The sequence below is a fragment of the Bradyrhizobium cajani genome (genome assembly GCF_009759665.1).
Classification (GTDB): domain Bacteria; phylum Pseudomonadota; class Alphaproteobacteria; order Rhizobiales; family Xanthobacteraceae; genus Bradyrhizobium; species Bradyrhizobium cajani.
Genome location: NZ_WQNE01000013.1, coordinates 90,003 through 116,363, shown reverse-complemented (window position 1 = coordinate 116,363; position 26,361 = coordinate 90,003). Strand labels below are relative to the sequence as shown.

The following is a 26,361-nucleotide window of genomic DNA, read 5'->3' as shown; positions in this document are numbered from 1 at the left end:
CCCCGGGACGACATCGAATTTGCGTTATCGTGTGCGATCATCACTGCATCCGGAACACACAGCCCCGCGCCCCTTCCATTTCACCACCTCCGACCCCAAATAGAGCGCCATGGTTTTTCAATCTCCTGACATGAAAACCGGGCCCGAAGGCCCGGTTCGCGCGCCATCAGCAGTTCCGATCGATGACGCCGTGCTGCCCTACGAGGTCGATGCGCTCGACGTGCGCGGCCGCCTGGTGCGGCTCGGGCCCGCGCTCGACGACATCCTGACCAAGCACGACTATCCTGCGCCGGTCGGCAAGCTGCTCGGTGAGGCCATCCTGCTAACGACGCTGCTTGGCACCGCGCTGAAATTCGAAGGCCGCTTCATCCTCCAGGCCCAGACCGACGGGCCGGTGTCGTTCCTGGTCGTCGACTACATGGCGCCGGATCGTCTGCGCGCCTACGCGCGCTTTGATGCTGCGCGTCTGGGTGAAGCCAAGGATTCCGGCGCGCTGCTCGGCCGCGGTCATCTCGCCATGACCATCGACCAGGGCCCCGACATGAGCCGTTACCAGGGTCTGGTCGCGCTCGACGGCGGCAGCCTGGAAGATGCCGCCCACGAATATTTCCTGCGTTCCGAGCAGATCCCGACCCGCGTCCGCCTCGCCGTCGGCGAGGAGTGGCGTTCGAGCGACGGCGGCAAGCACCGCTGGCGTGCCGGCGGCATGCTGATGCAGTTCCTGCCGAAAGCGCCGGAGCGCGCGCGTCAGGCCGACCTGCATCCGGGCGATGCGCCCGACGGCACGCAGGTGCACAGCGTGGCCGAGGACGATGCCTGGGTCGAGGCGCGTTCGCTGATCGAAACCATCGAAGACGTCGAGCTGATCGATCCCGAGCTCTCCGGCGAGCGGCTGCTGTTCCGCCTGTTCAACGAGCGCGGCGTGCGCGTGTTCAATCCGCAGATCCTGAAGGCGCAGTGCTCCTGCTCGCGCGATGCGGTCGCGTCCATGCTCAAGAGCTTCTCGCCGGACGACCGCGCCGCCATGGTCAAGGACGACAAGGTCGTCGTCACCTGCGAGTTCTGTAGCTCGGTCTACCAGTTCACCCCGCACGAGGCGGGCGTGGAGAACGCGTAGGCGCCGGCCTAGTAGCCGTAGCCCGGATGGGAAGCCAACGGGTCGGCGCGAAGCGCCGCCCGATGACCGGCTCCGCGCAACCCAGGAGCGCTCGCTCGGCATCGGCACTTTCCCGGATTACGCTTCCGCTCCATCCGGGCTACGCGTGCTTCGTCATTGCGAGCGCAGCGAAGCAATCCAGCATGGCGCCGCGGAACGATTCTGGATTGCTTCGCTGCGCTCGCAATGACGAAGTTGGAAGGTGCGTGCCAAGCCCTCGGCTATCGTAGGGTGGGCAAAGCGAAGCGTGCCCACCATCTTGTGCGCGGCGACCGGAATGGTGGGCACGGCGCTTTGCGCGCCCACCCTGCGGCACTCGTCTCGCCCCTAGTTCAGCACCCGCTTGTTGTCCGGGCTGTCCAGCGAGAACGTCGGCACGTCGATCTCGAAGCGCTCGCCGCTCTCGCTGACCATCTGGTAGCGGCCGGTCATGAAGCCGGATGCGGTCGAGAGCGGCACGCCGGAGGTGTATTCGAAACGCTCGCCGGGGGCCAGAATCGGCTGCTCGCCGACCACGCCCTCGCCCTTCACCTCCTGCTGGCGGCCGGAGGCGTCGGTGATGATCCAGTGCCGCGTCTTGAGCTGCACGGTCTCCTCGCCCGAATTGGTGATGACGATGGTGTAGGACCAGAAATAGCGGGAGCGGTCGGCCGACGACTGTTCCGGAACAAAGTTCGGCTCGACGGTCACTTCGATCTGGCGGGTCACGGCGCGGTACATGGCTGCCATCATACCGAAATCCGCCCCCGGAACCAAACGCCGGAGGCGGCTTTTGGTGACATCGTCCCGCCAGAATTGGCGGGGAAGTACACCCCCAGGGAAGACACCCTTATGTGATCCGGTCGCTTTGCGAGACGATGACTGGACCGGTAAACTCCATTGAACGTCGCGATTTGTGTGAGGGTTTCGGGCCCCGATGACCATTGCCGACCAAGTGACGGGATCGACGATCGCGGACGCCGCGGGCGCCAAGCCGCGTGCCGCCGCGTCGGCCATCACGCTGCCCGCCATCGGCGAGCGCGAACTCCGGCTCGACCTGTTCCGCGGGCTGGCGCTGTGGCTGATCTTCATCGATCACCTGCCGACGAGCCTGCTGACCTGGTTCACGATCCGCAATTATGGCTTCAGCGACGCCACCGAGATCTTCATCTTCATCTCCGGCTACACCGCCGCCTTCGTCTACGGCCGGGCGATGCTGGAGAGCGGATTCGTCATCGCCACCGCGCGCATCCTGCGCCGGGTCTGGCAGATCTACGTCGCGCACGTCTTCCTGTTCACGATCTTCCTTGCCGAAATCTCCTATGTGGCGACCAGCTTCGAGAACCCGCTCTACACCGAAGAGATGGGCATCATGGATTTCCTCAAGCAGCCCGACGTCACCATCGTGCAGGCGCTGCTGTTGCGCTTCCGTCCCGTCAACATGGACGTGCTGCCGCTCTACATCGTGCTGATGCTGGCGCTGCCGCTGATCCTGTGGTCGATGAAGTGGAAGCCCGACGTCACCCTCGGCCTCTCCGTCGCGCTCTACGTGGTGACCTGGGAGTACGATCTCTACTTCTCCGCCTATCCGAACGGCTTCTGGGCGTTCAACCCGCTGGCCTGGCAATTGCTTTTCGTCTTCGGTGCATGGTGTGCGCTCGGAGGTGCGCGACGCATGTCGCGCATTCTGGCCTCGCCCGTGACGATGTGGATCGCGGTCGCCTATCTCGTCGCGGCGTTCTACGTGACGCTGACCTGGTACGTGCCGCAGCTCGGTCACCTCATGCCGAAGCGCATCGAGCAGTGGATGTATCCGATCGACAAGACCGATCTCGACGTGCTGCGTTTCACGCATTTCGTGGCATTGGCCGCGCTCACCGTGCGCTTCCTGCCGCGCGACTGGCCGGGCCTGAGGTCGCGCTGGCTAAGGCCGCTGATCCTGTGCGGTCAGCATTCGCTGGAAATATTCTGCCTCGGCGTCTTCCTGGCTTTCGCCGGCCATTTCATCCTGGCCGAAGTCTCCGGCGGCCCGGCCATGCATGCGCTGATTAGTCTCTCCGGAATCTTGATCATGTGGGGCGTGGCCTGGGTGATTTCGTGGTACAAACGCGTAGCTGACAAGAGCGGTGCGAAAACCAAAAACGCCGTCGGCAACGCCGATCTGGCGGGAGGGGGCTGATGAAGGCTAGGGTTCTCCTGAGCCTGATCCTGCTATGCGGTGGCCTCGCCGCGCCCTCGGCGCGCGCGGATGATGCTGCGTCTGCCGCTCCGGCGGCGCCCGCAGCCTGCGAATTGCCGTCCTATCTGCTCACCAGCGAAAGCCAGCTTCCCAGGGTCGCCGATGCCGTGAAGGCCGGCAAACCGCTCGAAATCCTGGTCGTCGGCAGCCGCTCGACCACCATTCCGGCCTCGGAGAACAGCTCGTATCCGGCGCGGATGGAGGCGGTCTTGAAGGACAAGCTGCCGCCGCCGGAGGTGGTGCACGTCTCCGTAGAAATACAGAGCAAGAAAACGGCCGAGGAAACGGCCTCCACCTTCGTTAAGCTGATGGAAGCAAAAAGGCCTACTTTGGTCATCTGGCAGACCGGGACCGTGGATGCTATCCGATCCATCGATCCTGATGAGTTTCGCGGCGCCGTCACCGAAGGTGTTGCTGCGTTGCAAAGTGCGGGAGCTGACGTCGTCTTGATGAATTTGCAGTACAGCCCGCGCACAGAAACGATGATTTCGGCGCAGCCTTTTCTCGATAATATGCGTGTGGTGGCGCAGGAGCACGACATCCCGCTGTTCGATCGTTTCGCGATCATGCGGCAGTGGAACGATCAGGGGCAGTTCGACCTGTTCAGCCCGTCCCGCGGGCCTGAACTGGCGAAACAGGTTCATGATTGCCTTGGCCGGGCGTTGGCACAGTTCGTGATCGACGCCGCCCATCTGGGGCCGGCCCAGCAGCAAAATTGAGGTCTAGCGTTAATGAGTTCTCTCCGCCCTTTTTGCCTGACGGCATGGCTGGCAGCGTCCGCAGCGGCGCTGCTGGTACTGACGCCCGCTTCGCCGTCGCGCGCGCAGGTGCAGGCTGCACAGACGACGCCCGCTCCGCAGCAGAGCGCTAATCCCGCTCCCGCATCACCGTCGCAGACCACGGTCGCCGCCACCAGCCAGCCGCCCGCCGAGCAGCGCGGCATCACCGCGCGCGCCATCGACAAGGTGAAGCAGGTTGCGAAATCCGCCGGCGACATCTTCAGCCGCGTACCATGCCTTGCCCCGAAGGGCGGCGCGAAGGCGATGGGCTCGCTGCCGCATGTCGCAAGCAAGCTCGTCGCCGGCCAGCCCGTCGTCATCGTCGCGTTCGGCTCGTCGTCGACCGCGGGCTATGGCGCGAGCTCGCCCGAGTTCAACTATCCGAACCGTCTTGCCGCACAGCTGCGCCGGCAATATCCGACCGCCGACATCACCGTCATTAACGCCGGCGTCGGTGGCGAGGACGCACCCGAGATGATGAAGCGCCTCCAGACGCAGGTGATCGACGTGCATCCGGATATGGTGATCTGGCAGGTCGGCACCAACGCCGTGCTCCGCAACCTCGATCCCGGCGATACCGCAAAACTGGTCGAGGACGGCATCTCGCGCATCCAGGCCGCCGGCGGTGCCGACATCGTGCTGGTCGATCCGCAATATTCGCCGGCCGTCAACCAGCGCAAGGAGAGCGCTGGCAAGATGGTGAAGCTGCTCGGCAAGGTCGCCGAGCTGCGTCACGTCGGCATCTTCCCGCGCTTCGAGGTGATGCGCGACTGGCACGAGAATCAATCGATCCCGGTCGAGAGCTTCGTCATCGCCGACGGCCTGCACATGAACGACTGGGGCTATGCCTGCTTCGCCCAGCTCCTCGGCGACGACATCATCCGCTCCGTCGGCCAGATCAAGCTCGGTGTGAACGTGCCGGCGGACGTGCGGACGTACCGGCCGATGTGAGGTGGAGCGAATGGTGAGTGGCGAATAGCGAATGGAATCTGATCCATTCGCTACTCCCTATTCGCCATTCACCCTTCACGCCTTCTCCAGCGCGGCCGTCAGATCCTCGATCAGATCATCCGCATGCTCCAGCCCTGTCGAGAAGCGGATGAAGCCCTCGCTGATGCCGAGCGCGGCGCGGTCTTCCGGCTTCAGACGCTGATGCGTCGTGGTCGCCGGGTGCGTGACGAGGCTCTTGGCGTCGCCGAGATTGTTCGAGATCTTCGCAAGCTTCAATGCGTTGAGCACGCGGAACGCCGCGGCCTTGCCGCCCTTGACCTCGAAGCCGACCAGCGTCGAGCCGCCGCGCATCTGCTTCTTCACCAGCGCCGCCTGCGGATGATCGGCGCGGCCGGGATAGACCAGGCGAGAGATCTTCGGATGGCTGGCCAAGACCTCGGCGATGTGGGCCGCGGTGTCGGTCTGCGCCCGCACGCGTACGCCCAGCGTCTCCAGGCCCTTGAGCAGGACCCACGCGTTGAACGGCGAGATCGACGGACCGGTCTGGCGCATGAAATTGTGGATGTGCTCGGCGATGAAGGCTTCCGAGGAGAGGATGATGCCGCCGAGGCAGCGGCCCTGGCCGTCGATATGCTTGGTCGCCGAATAGACCACGACGTCGGCGCCGAGCGCGAGCGGGCTTTGCCAGATCGGGGTCGCGAACACGTTGTCGACGACGAGCCGCGCGCCGCCCTTGTGCGCGATCTCGGCGATGCCGGGGATGTCGAGCACGTCGAGCGTCGGATTGGTCGGGCTCTCCAGGAAGAATGTCTTGGTGTTCGGCCTCAAGGCGCGCTGCCATTGGTCGAGATCGAGCCCGTCGACCAGCGTGGTCTCGATGCCGTAGCGCGGCAACAGATCCTGAATGACGTAGAGGCACGAGCCGAACAGCGCCCGCGAGGCCACCACGTGATCGCCGGCCTTCAGCGGCGCCAGGATCGCGGTCGTCACCGCGGCCATGCCGGTTGCCGCCGAGCGGGCGGCTTCGGCGCCCTCGAGCTCGATCATGCGGCGCTCGAACATCGCGATGGTGGGGTTGGAGTAGCGCGAATAGATGAAGCCGGGGTCCTCGCCCTTGAACCGCGCCTCGCACTCCTCGGCGCTGTTGTAGACATAGCCCTGGGTCAGGAACAGCGCCTCCGACGTCTCGCCATATTGCGAGCGCAGGGTGCCGGAATGGACCAGGCGGGTTTCGGGGCGGTAAGGGGCAGGCGACTTCGACATAGATACCTCCGACATGACCGTTGACGCGAAAACGGTCACAAAAAAACCGGCCTGGATAACTCCACGGGCCGGGATCACAGAGGTCCCCGGCCTGTTTAGCGACTTATTTAACGTGGCTGCAAGCCGGCCGGCTCAAATCACCACGGGATAAGTGATGCTCATATTCCGCAATGCCCTTTCCGTCAAGGCGTCCATCGGATAGCCGTAAAAGGCTAGTATTTCCCGTATGTCCGGATGTATTTGAGCCCTGATGAGGACCCCCGGTTGACGTTCACGGTCGCCGCCGACGCCAATGGTATCCTGCCCGACCGCATGATCGCGGCGATGGCGGAGGCGGGGCTGATCTTGCCCGCATACGACTTCGTCGAAAGCCAGATCCAGCCGGCGAGCCTCGATTTGCGCCTCGGCGACATCGCCTATCGGGTCCGCGCCAGCTTCCTGCCGGGGCCTGGCGCCACCGTGGCCGAGCGCATCGACGAGTTGAAGCTGCACGAGTTCAGCCTCGCCGACGGCGCGGTGCTGGAGACCAACTGCGTCTATATCGTGCCGCTGCTGGAAAGCCTCGCGCTGCCGCCGGAGATCGTCGCGGCCGCGAACCCGAAGAGCTCGACCGGTCGGCTCGACGTCTTCACCCGCGTGATCGCCGACGGCACCCGCCGCTTCGACATGATCGGCGCCGGCTATCACGGCCCGCTCTATGCCGAGATCAGCCCGAAGACGTTTCCGGTGCTGGTGCGCGAAGGCTCGCGCCTGTCGCAGGTGCGCTTCCGCACCGGCGACGCCATTCTCAATGCCGACGAGCTCGACAGCTTGCATGCCGCCGAGCGCCTCGTCGACATCGACGATGCCGATCTGTCCGGCGGCGTCGCCGTCTCCGTCGATCTGTCCGGCGAAAAGGCAAACGGCTTCGTTGGCTACCGCGCCAAGCGCCACACCGGCGTCGTCGACGTTGACCGCCGCTCCGGCTATGCGGTCGAGGATTTCTGGGAGCCGATCTCGGCCCGTCCGGACGGCAGCCTGATCCTCGATCCCGGCGAGTTCTACATCCTCGCCTCGAAAGAGGCGGTGCAGGTGCCGCCCGACTACGCCGCGGAGATGGTGCCGTTCGATCCCTTGGTCGGCGAATTCCGCGTGCACTATGCCGGATTCTTCGATCCCGGCTTCGGCTATGCCGGCGCCGGCGGGCAAGGCGCGCGCGCCGTGCTGGAGGTGCGTTCGCGCGAGGTGCCGTTCATCCTCGAGCACGGCCAGATCGTCGGCCGCCTGGTCTACGAGAAGATGCTCGCGCGCCCCGACGCCATGTACGGCCAGCGCATCGGGTCGAACTACCAGGCGCAGGGCCTGAAGCTGAGCAAGCATTTTCGGGTGTAGCGAGATCCCGCAGCCCGGATGGAGCGAAGCGCAATCCGGGACACTCTCACTTGTGGCACGATCCCGGATTGCGCTGCGCTCCATCCGGGCTACATTTCGTCCGAGGTGACGACATGAGTGATGCATCCCAACTCGACACAAACATCCTCGAAGATGTCGCTGACGCACTGATCTATTCCGATCGCTCCGGCACGATCGTGCGCTGGAATCGCGCTTCGAGCGCCCTGTTCGGCTTCTCCGCGGACGAAGCGCTTGGCCAGAACCTCGACCTGATCATTCCCGAACATCTGCGCGCCGCACACTGGAAGGGCTTCGAGGCCGCGCTTGCGAGCGGAACGATGAAGCTGGCGGGGCGGCCGACGCTGACGCGCGCGCTGCACAAGAGCGGGCGCAAGCTCTACATCGAGATGACCTTCGCGCTGGTGCGGGACGCCGGCGGTGCCGTGCAAGGATCGGTCGCGGTGGCGCGCGACGTGACGGAACGCGTCGAGCGCGAGCGCGCGGCCAAGGCGGCGCAAAATTCGTGATGCGGAATTGGCGGGCCGCCGTGCAGGGCGGCCTGCATGCGCGTCATGTTGCCTGTCGCCGGAGCCAGTGACACACTCGATCAAAACAATGATCGGGAGCGAACATGACCGCCGCATCAGAGCCCGCGCAGCAAGCCCAATGGAAGCGCTGGCGCGCGGTCGCCGACCTCTACCACGCCTACTTCACCGGCCTCATCCTCACCGTCGTCACGCGGCGCGGCACAGCCGATGCGGCGGAGTTCGTCTTCCGCGTGTTTCGCCGCCAGCAGCAGGAGCGCTTCCTGCCGGGGCTGGAAAAGCTCGGCCTCAGCCATCTGCCGCCGGCGGTCGCCGCCGCGCAATATCATTATCTCTCCAACTGGATCGGCGGCGTGCATGTCGAATACATGTATGAGAGCGACGTAAAAGCCTGGATCCGCTATCCGCCGCCGCGCTGGATCTGGAAGGGCACGGCGATCTGCGGCGTGCCGGGCGAGGTTTCGCGGGCGATGCTGCGCGGCTGGCACGCCAACAACGGCGTCGCGCTCGGCGATCTCCGCCTCGGCTTCGTCTGCACCAAGCAGAGCGTCGACGGCCAGGACGGGCTTGAAGGCTACTATCATCAATACGATCATCCGCTAGAGCCGGATCAGCGCCTCGTCTTCGCGCGGCATCTGGAGGCACCGCTGTTCGACGCGAAGACGGCGCCTGCTCTTCCTGTCGCAAGCTGGCCAAAACCGCGGCTGGAAAAGGCATACCGCAACTACGCGATGGAATATGTGCGCACGGCTGCGCCCGTGATGGTGCAATTGTTCGGTCCGGAGGACGCCGGCTACCTGCTGCACCTCACGGGCAAGCTGATCGGGATGCAATACTTTGACGAAGTCGCAGCGGCGCTGTCGACGAGCCGCGGCGGTGCGAGCGAGTTTGCATCGTTCCTGAGCGCGCTGTTCGCGGCGCAGGATGATGTGGCCGAGACGGCGCGATCCGAAGGCAGCTTCGAAATCCGCCAGCAGAGCTGGAAGCTGATGGATGACGTCGCCGATTATCACCGCGTCTGCGCCAAGGTGCTGGAGGGATTGTTCGAGGGCCTCGCTGCAGGATGTGGCCGGCACATCGGCGTGCACATGCGCCCGGCCAAAGGCGGCCGGCCGCCGCTGGTGTGGGCGATCGAATAGATCACGTTGTCACCGCGCACGTCGCCTCTCCCCGCCTGCGGCAGGGCAATCGCATATGGCATTTTGCACGACCTGAGCGCGCGCCTCGTCCTTCGAGACGACCGCTTCGCGGTCTCCTCAGGATGAGGCTAAGCAGCATCGGTGCTCGTTGAAACTACAGCCGCGCACTCAATCCTCATCCTGAGGGCCCGCCAACGGCGGGCGTCTCGAAGGATGGCCACAGGCGAAATCGCTCCCATATGCGATCCGGGTGAGGGGAGCCTCCACGAGTCCAACTGTCACCGTGATAGCGAAAGCAGCCCCTCACCCCAGCCCTCTCCCCGTAAGAACGGGGAGAGGGAGAAGGGAGATCCGCAATTCCACCTGTTGAAATGCGCTGCCGCAGGGCACGCCTGCGCCCGGCGCAGGAGGAAACGCGGCGCCGCGTGCTAACAAGCCCTCGCCGCGCCTTTCGCGCGAAGAAATCGATTGGCACACCTAATCATTGCCGCGCCGCAAATGGCGCTTGTGCCCGGGAGAGGAAATGTCCGACATCGCCGAAGTCCCGGTCGATGAACAGGAGCGTCCGCTGCCGTCGCCTCCGCAGCCGGAAAAAAGCGCGCTGACCGATGGCCCGATCCTGCGCACGCTGCTCAGCCTCGCCTGGCCGAATGTGATCGGGTTGTCGGCCGGCACCTGCGTGGTGATCGCGGAGACCTCCTATATCGGTCGGCTCGGCGTCGAGTCGCTGGCGGCGATGGCGCTGGTGTTCCCTTGCGTGATCCTGATGATGACGATGTCCGGCGGCGCCATGGGCGGCGCGGTGGCCTCGGCCATCGCACGCGCGCTCGGCGCAGGCGACCGCGAGCGCGCCGGTACGCTTGCCGCACATGCGCTGCTGATTGGCATCAGTTTCGGCCTCGTGTTCATGGTCGGCATGCTGGTCTTCGGGCCGCGCCTGCTCGAGTTGCTCGGCGGCCGCGGCAATGTGCTGACACAGGCCATCGCCTACACCCAGGTGTTTTTCGGCGGCGCGGTGCTGCCGTGGCTGCTCAACACTATGGCCGGCGTGTTGCGTGGCACCGGCAACATGAAGCTGCCTTCGCTGCTGATGCTGAATTCGGCGGTGTGGCAGATCCTGCTCGGCGGCACGCTCGGCCTCGGCCTTGGCCCTGTCCCGCAATTCGGCATGCGCGGCGTCGCTGCCGGCGCGCTGATGGCCTATACTGCCAATATCGGCGTGATGAGCTGGTACCTGTTTTCGGGCCGCGCGCGCGTGGTGCCGAAGCTGCGTGGCCTGCGCATCCAATGGGCGATGTTCTTCGACATCCTGAAGGTCGGCGCCATCGCCTGCTTCTCGCCACTGCAATCGGTGCTGACCATCTCGATCTTCACCCACATGCTGGCGAAATTCGGCACCGCGATCCTCGCCGGCTACGGCGTCGGCGCGCGGCTGGAATTCCTGCTGACCTCGATCGCGTTCTCGTTCGGCATCGCCTGTGTGCCGATGGTCGGGATGGCGATCGGCGCGGGCTGCGTCGCGCGCGCCCGGCGCATCGCCTGGATCGCCGGTGTCACCGCTTTCGTGGCGGTCGGCGCGCCGGCGTGCCTCGTTGCGATCTTCCCCGATCTCTGGGTCAACATTTTCACCGACAACGTGGCCGTGCGCGCGGCAAGCCATCAATATCTCTCGACGGTCGGGCCGTTCTACGCCTTCTTCGGCCTTGCAACGACGATGTATTTCTCGTCGCAAGGCGCCGCCAAGGTGATCGGCCCGGTGCTGGCGCAGACCGCCCGGCTGATCTACAGCGCCGCTTGCGGCTGGTGGCTGTCGACGCATGATGCCACCGCGCAGAGCTTCTTCTGGCTGGCCGCAAGCTCGATGGTCATGCTCGGCCTGCTCTCGTGCTTCAGCGTGGTGCTGACCCGCTGGGGACCGCGCGGGTCGACAGCTGTGATCAGGCCTGCTCTTTCGACCGGAGACTAGCGGCGCTTGTGGCGGCGGTGACCGCCACCACCGACATTGGCGAGCCGCATCAGTTGCGGAATCATCGCCATCATGTCGCCGCCGCTGCCTCCGAGCATGCCCATAACGTCGCCGCCACCCATGCCGCCGAACCCGGTCGGCATATAGCCGCCTCCGCCCATCGAGGAGTAGCCGCCGTAATTGGGCGCGCCGAATCCGCCACCGAAATTGCCGCCGCCCATCATGCCACCGAGCCCGCCGCCGCCATTCTCCATCATCCGGCTCATCATCGGGCCCATGGTCTGCATCAGGATGGCGAAGCGGCGCTTCCCCATCTTCGCCTTCATCATCTCCAGCATCGGCGCCATCTGGGTCATCATGTCCTCGCCGCCGGCGCCGCTACCGCCAAAGCCCGCGAACTGCGCTTTCGCCGGCGAGCTTGCAATCGACAACAACAGCAGCACGGCGGCTGCCTGGCAGATCACCTTGTCCGCACCTCTCATGGCATGCTCCTCGCGTGCGTGGCTCCGCCGGGAGAGCGGAACCAACCGGACGCACGCCGCCATGGTTACGGCCGACCAGGAGGGGACTCTGTGAGAAAAATCACAGAGGCAGATCAGGCCGCCGACGGCGGAAATGCCTTGTGCATGGCGATCACAGCTTCCTTCGTCTGCCCCTGGACATAAGGTGCAAGCTCGTTCGGCAGCATGTCGATGATCCAGACGAGGCGGCACCGCGCTTCGCCCTCGGCGATCACCTGCACCGAGGCGCTGTAATGCCTCAGCCGCTCGTTGTTGATGGCATAGACGAGGCGCTGCCGCGCATCGTCGCAGTCGATCAGCACCTCGCGCGCCACCGAACCATTGGCGAAGGTGACGATGCGCGCATCGCCGTCGCGCGTGCAGGCGGTGACGAAGCCCGGCACCAGCCGCTGGTGCAGCGCGCCGAAATCGCGCACCGCGTCCCAGACCTCGTGCGCGGGAGCGGGGAGGGGAATGTCGTTGTGGATGGAGGCCATGACAGTGTCCTTGATTTGGTTACATCGGTTGCCACAAACATCGTCATTGCGAGCCAACGGGTCCGCGCGAAGCGCGGCCCGATGACGGGCTCCGCGAAGCAATCCAGAGATGTCTCCTCAGAGGAGGTCTGGATTGCTTCGTCGCAAGGGCTCCTCGCAATGACGGAGCTAGCGGCTGACGCTCACGTACAAACCGCCTCGACATTGTTGCCGTCGGGATCGACCAGGAACGCCGCATAGTAGGTCGGGCTGTAATCCTTGCGCGGGCCGGCGCCGCCATTGTCGCGGCCGCCGCTCTTCAGGCCTTCGCTGTGGAACGCCTTGACCGCGTCGTGGTCCTTGGCGCGGAAGGCGATGTGGGCGCCGTCGGCCTTGCGTCCCTTGTTCAGGTGCAGCCACAGCGCCGGCTCGCCCTTCGGTCCTAAGCCGGCATAGCCATCGCCGCTGGAGCAGAGGACATAGCCGAGCGGGGCCAGCACCGCGGTGTAGAAGCGCGTGGCGGCGTCGAGGTCGGCAACGCGCAGTCCGATGTGATCATACATGGTCGTCTCCATTGCAAAGCGCGCCGAAAGTGGCGCGCGCCGGAAACGAACCTATTCAGTTGAGGGCGAGCTGCTCTTGGAGAATCTTGCGCTCCCCCTTCGACGCCTGCCGGAACTTCGTCGGCGACACGCCGGCGGCACGGTGGAAGGTGCGGACGAAATTGGATAGATCGCCGAAGCCGACGTCATAAGCGACGTCGGTCACCGCGATGTCGTCCTCGGTGAGCAGGCGCGCCGCGTGTCGCAGGCGCGAGCGCACCAGATATTGATGCGGGGTGACGCCGAGCACGGCCGAGAACAGCCGCAGGAAATGGAACGAGCTGAGGCCCGCCTGCTTTGCAGCCTGTTCAAGGTCGACCTCGGCATGCGAATTGTCGTCGATCCACAGCGCGGCTTCGACTGCGCGGCGACGGTCGCGCGCGGTGGGTGCGGCCGGCTTGCGCGCCTTGCCCGAAACCACATCGACGAAGCGGCCGGCCAGGATCTGTCCGACCTCGTCGAGGCCGATGTCGCTCCTGCCATCTGCCGCCGTCTGGGCGAGCTCGCCCAGCACCATCAGCTCCGGCAGAGGCGGCGTCGCACCGACCTGCCAAACCTCGCGCCTTGCGCCGAGGGCATCGACCAGGTCGCCGCTGAGGAAGAAGGACAGGCAGACGTCGCCGGACACGTGCTCGTGCGTGCAGGTGTATTCCTCGCCGGGGGCGCCGACCAGCATCGAGCCCGCCACCAGCTCGAAGAAGCCGGCGCGGCAATGGCAACCAAAGCTGCCCGCGCGGACATAGGCGATGGAATGGCCGGTGCGGCATTCGGCAAACGGCGTATCGTCGGGTCCCGCATCGCAGCGAAACTCGGAGACGGTCATCGAGGGTGTCGTCAGCAGCGTGGTCGCGTCCATGCCACCTATCTAGGTAGGCGCGCGGGGCGGAGCAACGGGCAGCAGCACCTCGAACAGCGTCTTGCTGGCGACCGGATGGGCGCCCTCGAGCGCCAGCAGCCGCCGCTTGGAGATCACCCCGCCGTAGGGCGAGAGTCGGTCGGTGTGTTTCCGGCCTCCAGCACACGGTGGCAGGGCACGATCAGCATGTAGGGATTCCTGGCGATCGCCTGCGCCACCGAATGCGCAGCGCTGGACGCGCCCAGCGCCTTGGCGATCTCGTGATAGGTACGCGTCTCCCCGCGCGGGATCGTGCAGGTGTGCTCGTAGACGCGCCGGTGGAACGCGGGCACACCGCCGGCATCCAGGCTGACATCGGAAAAATCGGGGTCGCTGCCTTGCAGGAGGCCGACGATGCCCTCGATCGCAAGCTCGGTGTTGAGCGGTGGCTGCTGCTCGCGCGCGTCGGGATAGGCCTGGAAAATCCGGCGGCGGGTGTCGATCTCCCGCGCCTCCGGCAATTGCACGGCGACCACGCCGGTGCTGCTCCAGATGATGCTGCAACGGCCTATGGCCGTGTCGAATACCGCGTAAGCACGCCCCACCATGCGCACACGCCCCGCTCACTGCACGTTCCTCAACCCGGCAGCAATCATAACACCGCCACAATCCGGCGCACCTGGAATCTTGCCAAAACGTTAAGAAGCATCGGGCCGGGTGCGCCAAACCGCTTGGCGCGAGGCGCCGTCTCGGCTAATCAGGACGGGCGCAAAGCGCACGCCGCGGGCGTAGTTCAATGGTAGAACGGCAGCTTCCCAAGCTGCATACGAGGGTTCGATTCCCTTCGCCCGCTCCAAATTTTCCCGACAGCCGGTTCATTCGATCCAGTCGCGCGAGCATGCGCTCGCGCGCCGCACGAAGATTCTAATATATTAGCCCTTCGATCCCGGCACGCGCACCTCACCCGGCTTAAGCTTCTCCTGCCCTGGCGGGTCGGTCCGGTTGTCCCGCGACGTTTGGATGAAGGCCAGGACCAAACACATGGACCAGCAGAAACTCGACCGGGCGATTGGTCGCCGCTTGAAGACGTTGAGGACGCAGGCCGGCATGACGCTGAATGAATTGGCTGCACGCTCCGGTGTCAGCCGAGCCATGATCGGGCGGGTGGAGCGGGCGCAGAGCAGCGCCACGGCTTCGCTGCTCAACAAGCTCTGCGCGGCGCTCGACGTCTCGCTGAGCGACGTCGTCGCGCTGGCGGAGAAGCCGCCGGAGCGCCTGATGCGGCTTGCCGACCAGCCGCATTGGCGTGATCCCGACAGCGGCTACCGGCGGCGCCATGCCTCGCCGATGGATGCGGCAAGCGGCATCGAGATCATCGTCGTGGACCTGCCGGCCGGGGCGCGGGTGCCTTACAGCCCCTGGGGCCGCAACGCCTTCACCCAACAGCTTCTGATGCTGGAGGGTACGATCGCCGTGCATATCGACGCCAAGACGGTGCGCCTGCGCGAAGGCGACTGCTTCGACTTCGACGTCATGCGTGCGGTGACCTTCGAGAACGAAACCAGGCACGACGCGCGCTACGTCATCATCACGCGGCGCGGCACCTCTTACGGAAGAATGTGATGTCGTTGATCGTGCGGGATGCGACGATGGAGGATGCGGCCGATATCCTCGCCATCTACAATTTCGCCGCGATCAATACCACGGCGGTCTGGACCGACGGCCCGGCCGACCTCGCTTCGCGGCGCGAGTGGATGTCCGCGCGGCGGCAGGCGGGCTATCCGGTCCTGGTCGCCATGAGGGGCCGGGATGTCGTCGGCTTCGCATCCTTCGGCGATTTCCGCCCCTTTCCCGGCTATCGCCACACTGTGGAGAATTCGGTCTATGTCGACGAGCGGCATCATCGGCTCGGCGTCGGCCGCAGTCTCGTCGCCGCGCTGATCGAGCGCGCCACCGCGATGAACAAGCACGCCATGATTGCCGGCATCGATGCCGGCAACGCCGCCTCGATTGGCTTGCACGCCTCGCTCGGTTTCGCCGAGGTCGCCCGCATGCCGGAGGTCGGCTGCAAGTTCGGCCGCTGGCTCGATCTCGTCTTCATGCAGAAGCGGCTTGTGAGTGATGTGAGGCCCTGACCATGCAGATCCGCATTGGCGACACCCATGATCCGCGCGTCATCGTGCTGCTCGACCATCACGTCACGGCTGCGCGGGCGCAGACCGCGCCGGGCAGTGCGCACGCGCTCGATCTCTCCGGGCTTCGTGCGCCGGACATCGCGTTCTGGACCGGCTGGGACGGCGAGACGCTGGTCGCCACCGGTGCGCTGAAGACGCTTTCGGCAACCCATGGCGAGGTGAAGTCGATGCATACGCTTCAGGCCGCGCGGCGGCGCGGCTTTGCCGGCCAGATGCTCCGCCACATCATCGCGGAGGCCCGCGCGCGCGGCTTGGAGCGGCTCAGCCTGGAGACCGGGTCGTGGGACTATTTCAAGCCGGCGCACGCGCTCTACCAGGCGCATGGCTTCGTCCTCTGCGGCCCGTTCGAGGGTTATGCCGAGGATTCCAACAGCCTTTTCCTGACGCTGGATATCTCGGCGCCGGCGGGGCGATAGCGCCCAGCTTCGAAATCGTCGATCCCTCCCCAAAATGAGTTGCGTACCTCAAAACACCTCTGCTAGCCTTCAGGCATGGCCGAGACCCTCACCGCGACTGCGCTGACGCTGAAGGATATCGCCCGCGAGGCGGGCGTGAGCCTCGCGACGGTGGATCGCGTCCTGCACAACCGCCCCGGCGTGCGGCCGGACACGGTCCGGCGGGTGAAGGAGGCGATCGAGCGCAATTCGTTCCAGCCGCACGTGGCTGCCGCCGAGCTCGCCCGCGGCCGTGCCCGCCGCTTCGCCTTCGTAATGCCCTCGGGACCAAATCCCTTCATGCAGCAGATCGAGGCCTATCTCGGCGAGATGGCGGCATGGCTCTCGGCCCGCCGTCTCAGCGTCGAGATGGTCGCAACCGATGTGTTCGACCACTCCGTGCTCGCCGCTTCGCTGGAGGCGCTGTCGGGCGATTACGACGGTGTCGCGGTGGTGGCGCTCGACCATCCCGGCGTCCGGGCCGCGATCAACGATCTCGTCGATGCCGGCACCAGGGTGGTCACGCTGGTCTCGGACGTGCCGTCGTCGCGCCGCCACCATTATGTCGGCATCGACAATATTGCCGCGGGGCGCGCCGCAGGCGCCCTGGTCGGGCGACTGGTCGGCCAGAGGTCCGGCAAGGTTGCGATCGTCGCGGGATCGCAGGGTCTGCGCGACCATGCCGAGCGCATCTTCGGCTTCAACCAGGTGATGGCGTCGGAATTTCCGGGACTCGATGTGCTGCCGGTGCTGGAGGGGCGCGACGAGGACGACCGTTCCGAGCAGCTCCTGGCGCGCCTGCTCAGCAGGCAGGCTGACATTGTCGGCCTTTATAACGTCGGCGCTGGCACGCAAGGCGTCGCCAAGGCGTTGGGCGATTCGGGCCGCGACAAGCAGGTGGTGTTCGTCGGGCACGACGTCACGGCGCTGACGCGGCGGCTGCTGCTGCAGGGCGTGATGGATGCCGCGATCTCGCAGAACCCGGGCCATGAAGCGCGTGCCGCCGTGCGCGTGCTGCTCGCGCTCGCCCGCGGCGAGCCGATCTTGCGCGAACAGGAGAAGATCAGGATCGACATCGTGATGCGGGACAATCTGCCGTAGGCCGATGGGCTCAACGGCGCGAAATTCGAGGCGGCCGGTTGTGGAAGAGGCGACGCAAGATCGCACGGCGCGACCGGCAAAAAGGGAGGGTGGCGTGTATCTCGGGATGGACATCGGCACGTCCGGTGTGAAGGCGGTGCTCGTGAGCGAAGCTGGCGCGGTTTTCGCGACCGCGGCGCGTGAGCTTGCGCTCTCGCATCCCGCGCCGCTGTGGTCCGAGCAGGATCCCGACGCCTGGGTCGATGCCGCGATCGGCGCGGTCGACGATCTCGCCGCCCGCCATCCGCGCGAGGTCGCGCAGGTGCGCGGCATCGGGCTATCCGGCCAGATGCACGGCGCGACCCTGCTTGGCGAGGATGGCCGCCCGCTGCGTCCCGCCATTCTCTGGAACGACGGCCGCTCGCAGGCTGAATGCGTCGCGCTGGAGCGGCGCTGTCCGTCGCTGCACACGATCGCCGGCAATCTGGCGATGCCTGGCTTCACCGCGCCGAAATTGCTCTGGGTCGCGCGGCACGAGCCGCAAACCTTCGGGCGCCTTGCAAAGGTGCTGCTGCCGAAGGCTTATGTCCGCTATCGCCTCACCGGCGAAATGGTCGAGGATATGTCCGACGCCGCGGGCACGCTGTGGCTCGATGTCGGTCTGCGCCGCTGGTCGGCCCTGCTGCTGCATGCCACCGGGCTGGATCTGCATCACATGCCACGCCTCGTCGAGGGCAGCGCGGTGAGCGCGGTGCTTGCGCCGGAATACGCGCAGCGCTGGGGCATGGCGAAAGAGGTCGTGGTCGCGGGCGGCGCCGGCGACAATGCGGCGAGCGCGATCGGGCTCGGCGCGATCGCGCCCGGCGATGCCTTCCTGTCGCTGGGCACGTCCGGTGTGCTGTTCCGCGTCACCGATCGCTTCGCGCCGGCGCCGGCCTCGGCCGTTCACGCCTTTTGCCACGCGCTGCCCGGCCTCTGGCACCAGATGGGCGTGATGCTGTCGGCTGCGGCCTCGCTGGCCTGGCTCTCCGGCGTGATGGAGATGCCGGCCGCCGCGCTCCTGGCTCCGCTCGGTGAACGCGTCGGCGGACCGAGCCCCATCAAATTCCTGCCCTATCTCGACGGCGAGCGCACGCCGCACAACGATGCCGCCGCGAGCGGCGCCTTCGTTGGCTTGCGCGGTGCGGCCGGCCGGAGCGAGATCGTGCAGGCCGTGCTCGAAGGCGTCGCCTTCGCCGCGCGCGACAATTTGGCGGCGCTGAGCGCAGCGAGCGGGCCGATCACTGAAGTCGATCTCGTTGGCGGCGGCTCGCGCTCACAGCTCTGGGCCCAGATCTGCGCCGACGTGCTCGGCATCCCCGTCCACCGTGTCGAGGAAGGCGAGGTCGGGGCGGCGCTCGGCGCCGCGCGACTCGGCCGGCTCGCCGTGACCGGCGAAGCCCCCACGGACGTCTGCACCCGTCCGCGGCGGCTCGCGACATTCGCGCCCCGTGCAACCGTCGCTGCGGCCTATGACGAGGCCTATCGCCGGTGGCGCGCGCTTTATCCCGCATTGAAGGAGTCTGTCTAAGTGAACGCGTCAGCCAAATTCTTCGAGGCCAGCACGCCTGTCGCCTTTGCCGGCATGGATGCGGAAAACGCGCTCGCGTTCCGCTGGTACGACAAGGACCGCATCGTGCATGGCCGCAGGTTGGAAGATCACCTGCGCTTCGCGGTGTGCTACTGGCATTCGTTGTGCTGGCCGGGCGGCGATCCCTTCGGCGGCGAGACGTTCCTGCGGCCCTGGCATCACGGCACCGATGCGATGGCGCTGGCGCGGGCCAAGGCCGATGTCGCCTTCGAGCTGTTCCGCCTGCTGGACGTGCCGTTCTTCGCTTTCCATGACGTCGATGCTGCGCCGGAAGGCGCCTCGCTCGCCGAGTCCGTCGCCAACCTCAACGCGATCGCGGATCTGTTCGAGGCGAAGATGGCTGCGAGCAAGGTACGCCTGCTCTGGGGTACCGCCAATTTGTTCACGCATCGCCGCTACATGGCCGGCGCCGCCACCAATCCGGACCCGGATATCTTCACCTATGCCGCCGGTCAGGTTCGCGCCGCGCTGGAGGTGACGCACCGGCTCGGCGGCCAGAACTACGTGCTGTGGGGTGGGCGCGAAGGCTACGAGACGCTGCTCAACACCGATCTCAAGCGTGAGCTCGATCAGCTCGGCCGCTTCGTCTCGCTGGTCGTCGAGCACAAGCACAAGATCGGCTTCAAGGGCCCGATCCTGATCGAGCCGAAGCCGAAGGAGCCGACCAAGCATCAATATGACTTCGACGTCGCCACCTGCTACGGCTTCCTCGCGCGCTACGATCTTCTGAAGGACGTCAAGCTCAACATCGAGCAGAACCACGCCATCCTCGCCGGCCACTCATTCCATCACGAGGTCGCGCTGGCCGAGGCGCTGGGCGTTTTCGGCTCGCTCGACATCAACCGCGGCGACGATCTGCTCGGCTGGGACACCGACCAGTTCGCGATGAACGTGCCCGAGCTGACCCTGGTGTTCCACGAGATCCTGAACCGCGGCGGTTTCACCACGGGCGGGCTCAATTTCGACGCCAAGATCCGCCGTCAGTCGATCGATCCGGACGACCTGATCCATGCCCATGTCGGCTCGATGGATGCCTGCGCGCGCGCTTTCCTCGCCGCCGCCGACATGCTCGACGCCGGCGCGCTCACCACGCCGCTCGCCACGCGCTACGAGGGATGGGCCGGCCCCGAGGGCCGCGCCATTCTCGGCGGCCAGCGTTCGCTCGCCGATCTCGCTGATCGTGCGCTCGGCTCCGGCTTCGACCCGCAGCCACGTTCGGGCCGGCAGGAATATCTGGAATCCCTGGTCAACCGCTATATCTGAGCGAGGCAGCTGATGGCAGGTCAAGCAACGATAGAGCCGGTCCTCGAACTGACCGGCATCGGCAAGGAGTTCGGCGCCATCCGCGCGCTGCACGACGTCGACATGCAGGTCTTCCCCGGCGAGGTGGTCGGCCTGATGGGCGACAACGGGGCGGGCAAGTCGACGCTGGTCAAGATCATCGCCGGCAATTTCCGCCCCTCCCATGGTGAGATCCGATTTGCCGGCAATGCGGTCCATTTCAGCCGCCCGGTCGATGCCCGCGCCGTCGGTATCGAGGTCGTCTACCAGGACCTTGCGCTCGCCGACAACCTGACGGCAGCGGCCAATGTCTTCCTCGGCCGCGAGCTGAAGCGCAGGTTCGGCCCGCTCGCCCTGCTCGACCACAAGGCGATGGCGGCGCGCGCCCTGGAGCTGTTCGGCGAACTGCGCTCGGAGACGCGCCCCGGCGATCTCGTCAAGCAGATGTCGGGCGGCCAGCGCCAGGCGGTGGCGATCGCGCGGACACGGCTCTCCAATGCGCGGCTGGTGATGATGGACGAGCCCACGGCCGCGATTTCGGTCCGCCAGGTCGAGCAGGTGCTCGGCCTGATCCACCGGCTGAAGGAGCAGGGCGTCGCCGTGATGCTGATCTCGCATCGCATGCCCGACGTCTTCGCGGTGTGCGACCGTGTGGTCGTCATGCGCCGCGGCGAGAAGCGCGCCGACAAGTCGATCCACGAGACGTCGCCTGAGGAAGTCACCGCCCTGATCACCGGCGCGAAGGAGGCGGCGTGATGGCCATGCCCATGGAATCCCCGATCAGCTTCACCAATGTCGGCCGGATCAGATGGTGGCAGCGCGGCATCTTCGCCACGCAGACCGGCTACGTCCTGCTCGCGCTGGCGGTGCTGCTGGTGATCATGCATTTCGCCAGCCCGTACTTCTTCACCGAAGGCAACATGCAGAACGTGGCGAAGAACTTCTCCTTCATCGCCATTGCGACGCTCGGCGTCACCTTCGTCATCATCACCGGCGGCATCGATCTCTCGGTCGGCTCGATGATGTGCTTCTCGGCCATGATCACCTCGATGGTCATGACCGAGCTGTCGGCGCCCGGCTCGCCTGCAGGCTCCCTGTTCGTGCACATGGCGGCCGACGGCAAGACCGTTATTGCCAACGTGCCCGGGCTGATCCTGCTGGTCTCGATGCTCGCGGGCCTCGGCGTCGCGCTGGTCGCCGGCCTCGTCAACGGCTTCTGCATCGCAGTGCTCGGCCTGTCGCCCTTCGTGACCACGCTCGGCATGCTCTCGATCGTGCGCGGGCTCGGCTATGTCGTCTCCAACGGCCGCGGCAGTTTTCCCGGTGGGCCGGATGCCGACTACTTCTACGCGCTCACCTCGGGCGACGTGCTCGGCCTGCCGGTGCCGTTCATCTATCTGGTGATCCTCGCGCTGGCGATGGCAGTGGTGCTGCACCACACCTCGTTCGGCCGCCACGTCTTCGCGCTCGGCGGTAACGAGAAGGCGGCCGAACTCACCGGCATCCCCGTGGTGCGGGTGAAGATCGAGGTCTATGTGATCTGCGCGCTTGCCGCGGGCCTCCAGGGCATCATCATCTCCGGCTGGCTCGGTTCGGCGCCCGCCAACATGGCGACGTCCTACGAGCTCAACGTGATCGCCGCGGCCGTCATCGGCGGAGCCAACCTCGCCGGCGGCATCGGCGGTCCGCTGGGGGCCATCGTCGGCTGCGTGCTGCTGGAAGTGATTCGCAACGGTCTCGTGCTGGCGCAGGTCAGCTCCTATTGGCAGCAGACGCTGGTGGGCGTGATCATCATCCTGGCCGTGCTGGTCGATCGCATCCGCTCGCGGATGACCTGACGTGACGTCGTTCCGGGAGGGCAACGAAAATGTCGCCCGTCCGCTTCCCGGAGCTTCTGACAGGACGGGCGCCAGAGAAAGTGGAGGAGACAATGAGGAAACTTCTTCTTGCCGGCATCGCCGTCGCGCTGATGGCAACGCCGGCGTTTGCCGCGAACTACCGCTTCGTCATCGTGCCCAAGGCGATGAACAATCCGTTCTTCGACTTTGCACGTGACGGCTGCCTGAAGCGTGCCAAGGAGCTCGGCAACATCGAATGCATCTACAAGGGACCGGTCGAGCACGAGCCGGCGACGCAGGCCCAGATCATCCAGGACTTCGTCACCCAGAAGGTCGACGGCCTTGCCATCTCGGTCGCCGATGTGGCGGCGATGACCAAGTCGATCGAGGCTGCGACGGCGGCGGGCATCCCCGTCATCACCTTCGACGCGGACGCACCGGGCTCCAAGCGCATCGCCTATATCGGCACCAACAACAAGGAGTTCGGTGTCGCACTCGGCAAGCAGCTCGCGAAGATGCGACCCGATGGCGGCAAATACGCGATGGTCTCGGGCGGTCCCGGCGCCAAGAATCTCGCCGAGCGCGTCGACGGCGTCCGCGAGGCGCTGAAGGGTTCGAAATGGACCGAGGTCGCGGGATCCCCGACCTTCTGCAACGATGATCCCGCGCTGGCGGTCCAGCAGATGACGGACATGCGCACGGCAACGCCGGACCTTGCCGCCATCGTTCCGATCGGCGGCTGGCCGATGTTTGCTCCCGAAGGCTTCAAGGCATTCGCCTCCAGGAACAAGAAGGACATCGATTCCGGCAAGTTCACGCTCGTGGTCGCCGATACGCTGAGGATGCAGCTCGAGCTGCTGCGCGACGGCTATGCCAATGCGCTGGTCGGCCAGCGCCCGTTCGAGATGGGCGAGAAGGCGATGGACACGCTGCTCGCCATCAAGAAAGGCGAGAAGGTGCCGGAGATCGTCTACACCGGCCTCGATCTCGTGACCAAGGACAACGTCGCGCAGATGCTGAAGTAGGAGCGCCGCCAGCCCCGCGCTCCTGCGTGCCCTCCCGCTTGCGAATTTTGCAAGCGGGAGGGATGATCCGGACGTCGGAAGGAAGAGTGTTGGAAGGCAATGGAATGAAACGGTCGCGGCTCGGCTCCCTCGACGTCACTTCAATCGGCCTCGGTTCCGCCCCGCTAGGCGGATTGTTCACCCCCGTCAGCGATGTCGATGCGCAAGCGACGGTCGAACGTGCCTGGTCGCTCGGAATCCGCTTCTTCGATACGGCGCCGCTCTACGGCTTTGGCCTGGCCGAGCGGCGGCTCGGTGCGTTCCTTCGGCAACAGCCGCGCGACTCCTACGTCATCTCGACCAAGGTCGGGCGACTCTTGCGCGCGCCCGACGGCGCGGCCGCCGAGGACGAGCACTACAAGGGCACGCCGCGCGAGCGGCCGGTGTTCGATTTCAGTCATGACGGCGTGATGCGGTCGGTCGAGGAGAGCCTGGAGCGCCTCGGGCTCGACCGCGTCGACGTCTTGCTGGTGCATGATCCCGATGATCACCATGACGACGCCGTCGACGGCGCCTTCCGCGCGCTCCAGCGTCTGCGCAGCGAGGGCACGGTCAAGGCCATCGGCGCCGGGATGAACCAGTCGGAGATGCTGGTGCGTTTTGCCGAGGCCGTGCCTGTTGATTGCTTCCTGCTCGCCGGGCGCTACACGCTGCTCGATCAGGGCGCGCTGGACGCGCTGTTCCCGGTCTGCCAGGCAAAGAACATCGGCATCCTGCTCGGCGGCATCTACAACAGCGGCATCCTGGCCAATCCGCACAGCGGGGCGAAGTTCAACTATCAGGATGCCGACGCGTCTCTGATCGCGCGTGCGATTGAGCTCGACGAGCTCTGCCGCAAGCATGGCACGGAGCTGAAGGCCGCCGCGCTCCAGTTCTGCATGGCGCATCCGGCGGTGACGGTCGCCGTGATGGGCGCGCGCGACGCCGCCGAAGTGTCCGACAACATGGCGATGTCGGAGCGCGCGGTGCCGCCGGCCTTCTGGCAGGAGCTGCGCGCGCGGAATCTCGTCGACCCGCGGGCGCCGCTGCCGGGCGGAGCGTAAGGCATGGTCATCGACAGCCATCAGCATTTCTGGGACCCGGCGCGTGCCGACTATCCCTGGATGGAAGCGCCCGAACTCACACCCATCCGCCGCGCCTTCGGTCCCGCCGATCTCGCGCCATTGCTGAAAGCCAACGGTATCGACGCCAGCATCGTGGTGCAGTGCCGCTCCGCGCTGGTCGAGACCGAGGAATTCTTGCGCATCGCGCATGCGACACCGTCCGTGATTGGCGTCGTCGGCTGGGCCGATCTGACCGACGGTGCGCTCGGCGACACGCTCGACCGGCTGCGGGCTTGGCCCGGCGGTGACAAGCTGGTCGGCATCCGCCACCAGGTCCATGACGAGGCCGATCCCGATTGGCTGCTGCGCGAAGACGTTCAGCGCGGCCTCACCGCCGTGTTCGCTCGCGATCTCACCTACGATCTCCTCGTCCGCACCCGTGAGCTGCCGGCCGCGATCGCAACCGCTCAGGCCTTTCCGCAAGCGCGCTTCGTGCTCGATCACGCAGCCAAGCCGCCGATCGCCGATGGCGGCAGCGCTGAATGGTCTGATCGCATCGCCGCGCTCGCGGCATGCGGCAATGTCTGGTGCAAGGTCTCGGGCCTGGCGACCGAGGCGAAATGGGACGATTGGGATGCGGAGCGGCTGTTTCCGTTTGTCGAGCATGCCGCCAAATGTTTCGGCGAGGATCGCCTGATCTTCGGCTCCGACTGGCCGGTGTGCCTGCTTGCGGGGAGTTACGGCGAGATCAAGGGCGCGCTGGAGGCGTGTCTGGCGAAGCTCGGCGCGGGTGTGCGGGAGAAGGCGTTCGGGGTGAATGCCAAGGCTGCGTACCGGTTGGCCGCGGGCTAATGTGAGGGCGCAAAGCTCGCGCCCAACCACAGGTGTCGTCCCTGCGAAAAGCAGGGACCCATACCCCCAGGGAGCAGTTTGGCGAAGATCGGTCGTTCGGTACTTCCGCCTTTCGCGATCGAGAGATCACGCGGTATGGGTCCCGGCGCCCCGTGCGCAATTGCGCACTAGGCCGGGACGACAGCGGAGATTGAGGAGCGCCTCTCACGCCGCCGCGGGCACCTGATCCAGAAATCCGGTGACGCTCCTGATCCGTCCGTCCTTCAGCACGGCAAAATCCGTCCCCTTGATCGGGCTGTCGACGCCGTCAGGACCAAGCCCCCACGAGAAGCGCACATGGTCGCCGTAGCCGTTGGGCTCGCCGATCAGCTTGAATTTGAAATCGGGAAAGCGCTGCTGCACGCCGGCGATCAGCGCGTCGATGCCGTCCAGGCTGTCGCCCTTCATCAGGGGATCGACATAGCTCGCATCCGCCGTCCAGTTCTGGCTGAGCAGTTCGCGCCGGCGGCTTGTCGTGCGCTCGTTCCAGAGATCGATGTAACGGCGGGCGATGGTGACGGGATCGGTCATGGTGCTCTCCTTCGATGGCGCCGTGTTGTCCGGCTGACCCGACTATCGAAGGTTCACGCGCGCCGATCGATTACCTCGGAGGTCATCGGCGCGCGTGAAATATCGTCGCGAAACTACTTCGCCGCGGTCACCATGATCTCGACGGTGTATTGCGGCGCCGCCAGCTTGGCCTCGACGGTGGCGCGGGCCGGGGTGTTGCCGGGCGACACCCAGGCGTCCCACACCGCGTTCATCTCGCCGAACGTCTTCATGTCGGTGATGTAGATCGTGGCCGAAAGCAGCTTCGACTTGTCGGTGCCGGCCTTGGCGAGATGGCCGTCGATGGTCGCCAGGATGTCCTGGGTCTGCTTCGTCACGCTTTCGCCGGCGGCCTTGTTCGCAACTACACCGGCGAGATAGACGGTGTTGCCGTGCACGACGACCTGGCTCATGCGCGGGCCGGTTTCAAAACGCTGAATGCTCATTGGGGATCTCCTGCTGGAATGGCGGCCCTGTCTAGCCCAGCGCCCCGCGCTGTGCCACCCCGGGCACGCATGCGTTGCCCGGCACGCATGCGTTGCCCGGGCGCGCGTG

General features: G+C 65.9%; 27 protein-coding genes, 1 tRNA gene, 1 pseudogene and 1 riboswitch. Of the genes and pseudogenes, 20 read left to right on the top strand and 9 right to left on the bottom strand.

What is annotated here, in order from left to right:
* The first annotated feature begins 109 nt into the window (after positions 1 to 109).
* Positions 110 to 1,117: an Hsp33 family molecular chaperone gene (locus GPL20_RS17700; RefSeq protein ID WP_157330791.1), complete on the top strand. Its 1,008-nt coding sequence runs from the start codon at positions 110 to 112 to the stop codon at positions 1,115 to 1,117.
* A 366-nt stretch (positions 1,118 to 1,483) separates the two neighbouring features.
* Here the strand turns inward: GPL20_RS17700 and apaG are convergent, their stop codons facing one another.
* Positions 1,484 to 1,876: a Co2+/Mg2+ efflux protein ApaG gene (gene apaG, locus GPL20_RS17695; RefSeq protein WP_167533085.1), complete on the bottom strand. Its 393-nt coding sequence runs from the start codon at positions 1,874 to 1,876 to the stop codon at positions 1,484 to 1,486.
* Positions 1,877 to 2,072: 196 nt separating this feature from the next.
* On the opposite strand from apaG, the gene GPL20_RS17690 reads away from it, so the two are divergent.
* Genes GPL20_RS17690 through GPL20_RS17680 form a run of 3 tightly spaced genes read left to right on the top strand, consistent with a single transcriptional unit; the run spans position 2,073 to position 5,104 of the window.
* Positions 2,073 to 3,314, top strand: a complete 1,242-nt coding sequence (locus GPL20_RS17690; RefSeq protein ID WP_157330789.1) for an OpgC domain-containing protein — start codon at positions 2,073 to 2,075, stop codon at positions 3,312 to 3,314.
* Entirely contained in the window at positions 3,314 to 4,093 is a 780-nt protein-coding gene (locus GPL20_RS17685; RefSeq protein WP_157330788.1) for an SGNH/GDSL hydrolase family protein, read from the top strand. Before GPL20_RS17690 ends, GPL20_RS17685 begins: the two co-directional genes overlap by 1 nt.
* Positions 4,094 to 4,105: 12 nt before the next feature.
* Positions 4,106 to 5,104: a GDSL-type esterase/lipase family protein gene (locus GPL20_RS17680; protein WP_157330787.1), complete on the top strand. Its 999-nt coding sequence runs from the start codon at positions 4,106 to 4,108 to the stop codon at positions 5,102 to 5,104.
* Positions 5,105 to 5,179: 75 nt separating this feature from the next.
* Here the strand turns inward: GPL20_RS17680 and GPL20_RS17675 are convergent, their stop codons facing one another.
* On the bottom strand, positions 5,180 to 6,367 hold the full coding sequence (locus tag GPL20_RS17675; RefSeq protein ID WP_167533078.1) for an O-succinylhomoserine sulfhydrylase: 1,188 nt from the start codon (positions 6,365 to 6,367) through the stop codon (positions 5,180 to 5,182).
* Between the two features lie 74 nt (positions 6,368 to 6,441).
* A riboswitch (SAM riboswitch) is annotated at positions 6,442 to 6,521 on the bottom strand.
* Between the two features lie 80 nt (positions 6,522 to 6,601).
* Between GPL20_RS17675 and GPL20_RS17670 the strand changes: the two genes are divergently transcribed.
* The 4 genes from GPL20_RS17670 (at position 6,602) to GPL20_RS17655 (ending at position 11,388) form a co-directional block, all read left to right on the top strand.
* Positions 6,602 to 7,738 carry a 2'-deoxycytidine 5'-triphosphate deaminase gene (locus GPL20_RS17670; RefSeq protein WP_157330785.1) on the top strand — a complete coding sequence of 379 codons (1,137 nt, stop codon included), beginning with the start codon at positions 6,602 to 6,604 and terminating at the stop codon, positions 7,736 to 7,738.
* Positions 7,739 to 7,851: 113 nt separating this feature from the next.
* Positions 7,852 to 8,265: a PAS domain S-box protein gene (locus GPL20_RS17665; protein ID WP_157330784.1), complete on the top strand. Its 414-nt coding sequence runs from the start codon at positions 7,852 to 7,854 to the stop codon at positions 8,263 to 8,265.
* 104 nt (positions 8,266 to 8,369) lie between these two features.
* On the top strand, positions 8,370 to 9,422 hold the full coding sequence (locus tag GPL20_RS17660; protein ID WP_157330783.1) for a hypothetical protein: 1,053 nt from the start codon (positions 8,370 to 8,372) through the stop codon (positions 9,420 to 9,422).
* Between the two features lie 523 nt (positions 9,423 to 9,945).
* Positions 9,946 to 11,388, top strand: a complete 1,443-nt coding sequence (locus GPL20_RS17655) for an MATE family efflux transporter (protein WP_157330782.1) — start codon at positions 9,946 to 9,948, stop codon at positions 11,386 to 11,388.
* On the opposite strand, the gene GPL20_RS17650 is transcribed toward GPL20_RS17655, so the two are convergent.
* The 5 genes and pseudogenes from GPL20_RS17650 to GPL20_RS17630 all read right to left on the bottom strand — a co-directional run bounded on the left by GPL20_RS17650 (position 11,385) and on the right by GPL20_RS17630 (position 14,409).
* Complete coding sequence (locus GPL20_RS17650) at positions 11,385 to 11,870, bottom strand: hypothetical protein (RefSeq protein WP_167533076.1); 486 nt, start codon at positions 11,868 to 11,870, stop codon at positions 11,385 to 11,387. The genes GPL20_RS17655 and GPL20_RS17650 overlap by 4 nt on opposite strands.
* A 113-nt stretch (positions 11,871 to 11,983) precedes the next feature.
* Positions 11,984 to 12,385: an SRPBCC family protein gene (locus tag GPL20_RS17645; RefSeq protein ID WP_157330780.1), complete on the bottom strand. Its 402-nt coding sequence runs from the start codon at positions 12,383 to 12,385 to the stop codon at positions 11,984 to 11,986.
* A gap of 182 nt (positions 12,386 to 12,567) precedes the next feature.
* Positions 12,568 to 12,927, bottom strand: a complete 360-nt coding sequence (locus GPL20_RS17640) for a VOC family protein (RefSeq protein WP_167533075.1) — start codon at positions 12,925 to 12,927, stop codon at positions 12,568 to 12,570.
* 55 nt (positions 12,928 to 12,982) lie between these two features.
* Positions 12,983 to 13,822, bottom strand: coding sequence for a helix-turn-helix transcriptional regulator (locus tag GPL20_RS17635; protein WP_157330778.1), 840 nt, complete (start codon positions 13,820 to 13,822; stop codon positions 12,983 to 12,985).
* Positions 13,823 to 13,831: 9 nt separating this feature from the next.
* A pseudogene (locus tag GPL20_RS17630) lies at positions 13,832 to 14,409 on the bottom strand (methylated-DNA--[protein]-cysteine S-methyltransferase).
* Positions 14,410 to 14,583: 174 nt separating this feature from the next.
* On the opposite strand from GPL20_RS17630, the gene GPL20_RS17625 reads away from it, so the two are divergent.
* The 12 genes from GPL20_RS17625 to GPL20_RS17570 all read left to right on the top strand — a co-directional run bounded on the left by GPL20_RS17625 (position 14,584) and on the right by GPL20_RS17570 (position 25,218).
* Positions 14,584 to 14,657, top strand: a tRNA-Gly gene (locus GPL20_RS17625).
* A 185-nt stretch (positions 14,658 to 14,842) separates the two neighbouring features.
* Positions 14,843 to 15,424, top strand: a complete 582-nt coding sequence (locus tag GPL20_RS17620; protein ID WP_157330777.1) for a helix-turn-helix domain-containing protein — start codon at positions 14,843 to 14,845, stop codon at positions 15,422 to 15,424.
* Positions 15,424 to 15,936, top strand: coding sequence for a GNAT family N-acetyltransferase (locus GPL20_RS17615; protein WP_157330776.1), 513 nt, complete (start codon positions 15,424 to 15,426; stop codon positions 15,934 to 15,936). The genes GPL20_RS17620 and GPL20_RS17615 overlap by 1 nt, the downstream gene beginning before the upstream one ends.
* 2 nt (positions 15,937 to 15,938) lie before the next feature.
* Positions 15,939 to 16,412: a GNAT family N-acetyltransferase gene (locus tag GPL20_RS17610; protein WP_167533074.1), complete on the top strand. Its 474-nt coding sequence runs from the start codon at positions 15,939 to 15,941 to the stop codon at positions 16,410 to 16,412.
* A gap of 75 nt (positions 16,413 to 16,487) precedes the next feature.
* A complete protein-coding gene (locus GPL20_RS17605; RefSeq protein WP_157330775.1) occupies positions 16,488 to 17,531 on the top strand; it encodes a LacI family DNA-binding transcriptional regulator in 1,044 nt (347 codons plus the stop codon).
* 94 nt (positions 17,532 to 17,625) lie between these two features.
* On the top strand, positions 17,626 to 19,080 hold the full coding sequence (gene xylB / locus GPL20_RS17600; protein WP_254125733.1) for a xylulokinase: 1,455 nt from the start codon (positions 17,626 to 17,628) through the stop codon (positions 19,078 to 19,080).
* Positions 19,081 to 20,403 (top strand): xylose isomerase, encoded by a 1,323-nt coding sequence (gene xylA, locus GPL20_RS17595; protein WP_254125735.1) that lies wholly within the window; start codon positions 19,081 to 19,083, stop codon positions 20,401 to 20,403.
* Positions 20,404 to 20,415: 12 nt separating this feature from the next.
* Positions 20,416 to 21,177, top strand: a complete 762-nt coding sequence (locus tag GPL20_RS17590; protein WP_373568249.1) for an ATP-binding cassette domain-containing protein — start codon at positions 20,416 to 20,418, stop codon at positions 21,175 to 21,177.
* Complete coding sequence (locus tag GPL20_RS17585; protein WP_157330774.1) at positions 21,177 to 22,259, top strand: ABC transporter permease; 1,083 nt, start codon at positions 21,177 to 21,179, stop codon at positions 22,257 to 22,259. The genes GPL20_RS17590 and GPL20_RS17585 overlap by 1 nt, the downstream gene beginning before the upstream one ends.
* A gap of 92 nt (positions 22,260 to 22,351) precedes the next feature.
* Positions 22,352 to 23,284: a sugar-binding protein gene (locus GPL20_RS17580; protein WP_157330773.1), complete on the top strand. Its 933-nt coding sequence runs from the start codon at positions 22,352 to 22,354 to the stop codon at positions 23,282 to 23,284.
* 104 nt (positions 23,285 to 23,388) lie between these two features.
* A complete protein-coding gene (locus tag GPL20_RS17575) occupies positions 23,389 to 24,366 on the top strand; it encodes an aldo/keto reductase (protein ID WP_157330772.1) in 978 nt (325 codons plus the stop codon).
* 3 nt (positions 24,367 to 24,369) lie between these two features.
* Positions 24,370 to 25,218, top strand: coding sequence for an amidohydrolase family protein (locus tag GPL20_RS17570; protein ID WP_157330771.1), 849 nt, complete (start codon positions 24,370 to 24,372; stop codon positions 25,216 to 25,218).
* Positions 25,219 to 25,422: 204 nt separating this feature from the next.
* Here the strand turns inward: GPL20_RS17570 and GPL20_RS17565 are convergent, their stop codons facing one another.
* Positions 25,423 to 25,788, bottom strand: a complete 366-nt coding sequence (locus tag GPL20_RS17565) for a nuclear transport factor 2 family protein (protein WP_157330770.1) — start codon at positions 25,786 to 25,788, stop codon at positions 25,423 to 25,425.
* A gap of 113 nt (positions 25,789 to 25,901) precedes the next feature.
* On the bottom strand, positions 25,902 to 26,252 hold the full coding sequence (locus GPL20_RS17560) for a RidA family protein (RefSeq protein ID WP_027575148.1): 351 nt from the start codon (positions 26,250 to 26,252) through the stop codon (positions 25,902 to 25,904).
* Positions 26,253 to 26,361: the final 109 nt, after the last annotated feature.

What these genes read in the sequence shown, in the direction of transcription:
- GPL20_RS17700 (WP_157330791.1), top strand. Translation starts at nt 110, where the DNA reads ATGGTTTTTCAATCTCCTGACATGAAAACCGGGCCCGAAGGCCCGGTT.
- GPL20_RS17590 (WP_373568249.1), top strand. Translation starts at nt 20,416, where the DNA reads ATGGCAGGTCAAGCAACGATAGAGCCGGTCCTCGAACTGACCGGCATC.
- GPL20_RS17660 (WP_157330783.1), top strand. Translation starts at nt 8,370, where the DNA reads ATGACCGCCGCATCAGAGCCCGCGCAGCAAGCCCAATGGAAGCGCTGG.
- GPL20_RS17585 (WP_157330774.1), top strand. Translation starts at nt 21,177, where the DNA reads ATGGCCATGCCCATGGAATCCCCGATCAGCTTCACCAATGTCGGCCGG.
- GPL20_RS17635 (WP_157330778.1), bottom strand. Translation starts at nt 13,822, where the DNA reads ATGGACGCGACCACGCTGCTGACGACACCCTCGATGACCGTCTCCGAG.
- GPL20_RS17565 (WP_157330770.1), bottom strand. Translation starts at nt 25,788, where the DNA reads ATGACCGATCCCGTCACCATCGCCCGCCGTTACATCGATCTCTGGAAC.
- GPL20_RS17675 (WP_167533078.1), bottom strand. Translation starts at nt 6,367, where the DNA reads ATGTCGAAGTCGCCTGCCCCTTACCGCCCCGAAACCCGCCTGGTCCAT.
- GPL20_RS17580 (WP_157330773.1), top strand. Translation starts at nt 22,352, where the DNA reads ATGAGGAAACTTCTTCTTGCCGGCATCGCCGTCGCGCTGATGGCAACG.
- GPL20_RS17575 (WP_157330772.1), top strand. Translation starts at nt 23,389, where the DNA reads ATGAAACGGTCGCGGCTCGGCTCCCTCGACGTCACTTCAATCGGCCTC.
- apaG (WP_167533085.1), bottom strand. Translation starts at nt 1,876, where the DNA reads ATGTACCGCGCCGTGACCCGCCAGATCGAAGTGACCGTCGAGCCGAAC.
- GPL20_RS17640 (WP_167533075.1), bottom strand. Translation starts at nt 12,927, where the DNA reads ATGTATGATCACATCGGACTGCGCGTTGCCGACCTCGACGCCGCCACG.
- GPL20_RS17650 (WP_167533076.1), bottom strand. Translation starts at nt 11,870, where the DNA reads ATGAGAGGTGCGGACAAGGTGATCTGCCAGGCAGCCGCCGTGCTGCTG.
- GPL20_RS17655 (WP_157330782.1), top strand. Translation starts at nt 9,946, where the DNA reads ATGTCCGACATCGCCGAAGTCCCGGTCGATGAACAGGAGCGTCCGCTG.
- GPL20_RS17620 (WP_157330777.1), top strand. Translation starts at nt 14,843, where the DNA reads ATGGACCAGCAGAAACTCGACCGGGCGATTGGTCGCCGCTTGAAGACG.
- GPL20_RS17645 (WP_157330780.1), bottom strand. Translation starts at nt 12,385, where the DNA reads ATGGCCTCCATCCACAACGACATTCCCCTCCCCGCTCCCGCGCACGAG.
- GPL20_RS17665 (WP_157330784.1), top strand. Translation starts at nt 7,852, where the DNA reads ATGAGTGATGCATCCCAACTCGACACAAACATCCTCGAAGATGTCGCT.
- GPL20_RS17570 (WP_157330771.1), top strand. Translation starts at nt 24,370, where the DNA reads ATGGTCATCGACAGCCATCAGCATTTCTGGGACCCGGCGCGTGCCGAC.
- GPL20_RS17610 (WP_167533074.1), top strand. Translation starts at nt 15,939, where the DNA reads ATGCAGATCCGCATTGGCGACACCCATGATCCGCGCGTCATCGTGCTG.
- GPL20_RS17685 (WP_157330788.1), top strand. Translation starts at nt 3,314, where the DNA reads ATGAAGGCTAGGGTTCTCCTGAGCCTGATCCTGCTATGCGGTGGCCTC.
- GPL20_RS17605 (WP_157330775.1), top strand. Translation starts at nt 16,488, where the DNA reads ATGGCCGAGACCCTCACCGCGACTGCGCTGACGCTGAAGGATATCGCC.
- GPL20_RS17690 (WP_157330789.1), top strand. Translation starts at nt 2,073, where the DNA reads ATGACCATTGCCGACCAAGTGACGGGATCGACGATCGCGGACGCCGCG.
- GPL20_RS17615 (WP_157330776.1), top strand. Translation starts at nt 15,424, where the DNA reads ATGTCGTTGATCGTGCGGGATGCGACGATGGAGGATGCGGCCGATATC.
- GPL20_RS17560 (WP_027575148.1), bottom strand. Translation starts at nt 26,252, where the DNA reads ATGAGCATTCAGCGTTTTGAAACCGGCCCGCGCATGAGCCAGGTCGTC.
- GPL20_RS17680 (WP_157330787.1), top strand. Translation starts at nt 4,106, where the DNA reads ATGAGTTCTCTCCGCCCTTTTTGCCTGACGGCATGGCTGGCAGCGTCC.
- GPL20_RS17670 (WP_157330785.1), top strand. Translation starts at nt 6,602, where the DNA reads ATGTATTTGAGCCCTGATGAGGACCCCCGGTTGACGTTCACGGTCGCC.